Source organism: Rhizobacter sp. P3_B12 (assembly GCF_056402895.1).
Genome location: NZ_JBFUGN010001035.1, coordinates 1 through 2,107, shown reverse-complemented (window position 1 = coordinate 2,107; position 2,107 = coordinate 1). Strand labels below are relative to the sequence as shown.

Here is a 2,107-nt window from a genome sequence, read left to right as displayed (position 1 = left end):
GCGCCACCCTGTTCACGCCGAGGTCGCTCAGGCTTCCGTTCTCGAGCCCGACCAGGGTCTGGCGCGACAGCCCGCTCAAATGTGCAAGCTGGTTCTGCGACAGCCCCAGTTCCGTGCGCCGCGTGCGGACGGCGCGACCGATGTCGAGAAGACTGCTCATTCTCGCCTCGCGAGTTGTCCAAAATTTTGGACATTCTAGCCCGTGACTCTCACCTCTTCAACCGTCGCCCAGAAGCGTTCGGCCGCCCGCGGCAACGGCGAGCGCGGCCGGAACAGGCGGATCTCGACCTCGATCGCCCACTGCGGGCCGCCCGCAGCAGTCAGGCGGCCGGCGGCCAGGTCGTCGGCGATCAGGCTGCGCGGCAGCCAGGCCACGCCGCGGCCGTCCAGCGCCATCGTCTTGAGCACGCTCGCCAGGTGCGCCGTCAGCGCCGATTGCGCATGGGCGCCGGCCAGCGCGCTGCCCCGCAAGGCGCGCACCAGGCGGCCGATGCCGGACTCGGCGCTGTACTCGAGCAGCGGCACCGGCTTGCCTCCGCTGTCGTCCAGCCAATGACGCGGCCGGCCCGACGCGTCGGGCGCCGACACCGGCAACAGCGCGTCGTGGCCGACCACGGCCCAGCGGTGCGATGACGGGTCCAGCCGGTTGGGCACCTGCTCATGGCCATGGCACAACAGGAACTGCACGCGGCCCTGCTGCATCAGCGCCTCGCACTGCTGCATCACGTCGGAGATCAGCTGCACCGGGCCCGGCCCGTGCCCTGGTCCTTGCGCCAGCCGCGACTCCAGCCCGCGCAGCCAGCCCGGCAGGAAGCTGAACGACAGCGCATGGGTCGACGCGATGCGCAGCGTGGCCGAACTCGCATCGGCCACCGCGCGCGCCTGGTCGGGGATGCCCGCGACGCGCGTCAGCAGCTCCTGCGCCACCGCGCGAAACCACTCCCCCGCCTCGGTCAGCGTGGCGGGCTGGGTGCTGCGGTCGAACAGCACCACGCCCAGCCAGTCTTCCAGCGCGCGCACGCGGCGGCTGAAGGCCGGCTGCGTCATGTGCCGCTCCTGCGCGGCCCGCGAGAAGCTGCCGCTGGCCGCCAGGGTCAGGAAATCGTCGAGCCAGATCAGGTTCATGGGCGGTGCTCACAAGGCATGGAAGAAGACCCAAGCGGCATTGGTCAACGGTGGCCGCGGCGCGCAAGATTCACGGCGATTGTTCAACAAACAGACCGGAGACAAGACCATGCGCACGATCCAGAACTACCGCGGCATCATCCCCGCGATCGCCTGCCCGTTCACCGGCGACCACCGCATCGACGAGCCCGCGCTGCGCAAGCACGCCGCGTGGCTGGCCACCCAGCCCGGCGTGGTGGCCGTGATGACCAACGGCCACACCGGCGAAGTGTTCTCGCTGCTGCCGCGCGAGCGCGCCGAGGTGACGCGCATCGTCGCCGACGAGCTGAAGGGCCGGCTGCCGGTGATCTCGTCGATCGTCTGCGAAGGCACGCGCGACGCCACCGAGCAGGCGTCGATGGCGCGCGAAGCGGGCGCCAAGGCCCTGGACGTGATGCCGCCGCACCACTGGCTGCGCTTCGGCTTCCGGCCCGACCACGTGACGCGCTACTTCGAGGCCATCGCCTCGGTCGGGCTCGACCTGGTGGCGCACGTCTACCCGGCGTGGACGCGCGCGTCGTACTCGTCGGCCACGCTGGCCGAGCTGGCCCGCCTGCCGGCCGTCGCCGCCTTCAAGGTGGGACAGCGCGACATGAACAAGTACGCCGCCGACATCGCCGCCATCCGCCAGGCCGATGCGAGCAAGGCGATCCTCACCTGCCACGACGAGTACCTGCTGGCGTCGATGGTGCAAGGCGTGGATGGCGCGCTGGTGGGTTTCGCGACCTTCATCCCGAGCCTGATCAACGACCTGTGGGAAGCCGTGAAGGCCGGCGACCTGAAACGGGCCGTCGCGGTGCAGGCCGTCATCACGCCGCTGAAGGATGCCGTCTACGGCGGCGGCGAACCGACCGGCGAGGCCCATGCGCGCATGAAGATGGGGATGTACCTGGCCGGCGTGCTCGATTCGCCGACCGTGCGCCCGCCCAMCGAGGCGCCGAAC

3 protein-coding genes are annotated in these 2,107 nt (G+C 70.6%); 1 reads left to right on the top strand and 2 read right to left on the bottom strand.

What is annotated here, in order from left to right; all coding sequences use genetic code 11:
- Positions 1-160 (bottom strand): helix-turn-helix transcriptional regulator (locus AC1D01_RS31705; protein WP_477873486.1); only part of this gene is annotated, 160 nt, incomplete at its 3' end.
- Between the two features lie 35 nt (positions 161-195).
- Entirely contained in the window at positions 196-1,125 is a 930-nt protein-coding gene (locus AC1D01_RS31700; protein WP_477873485.1) for a LysR family transcriptional regulator, read from the bottom strand.
- A gap of 109 nt (positions 1,126-1,234) precedes the next feature.
- Here AC1D01_RS31700 and AC1D01_RS31695 point away from each other — a divergent pair.
- Positions 1,235-2,107 (top strand): dihydrodipicolinate synthase family protein (locus AC1D01_RS31695; protein WP_477873484.1); only part of this gene is annotated, 873 nt, incomplete at its 3' end.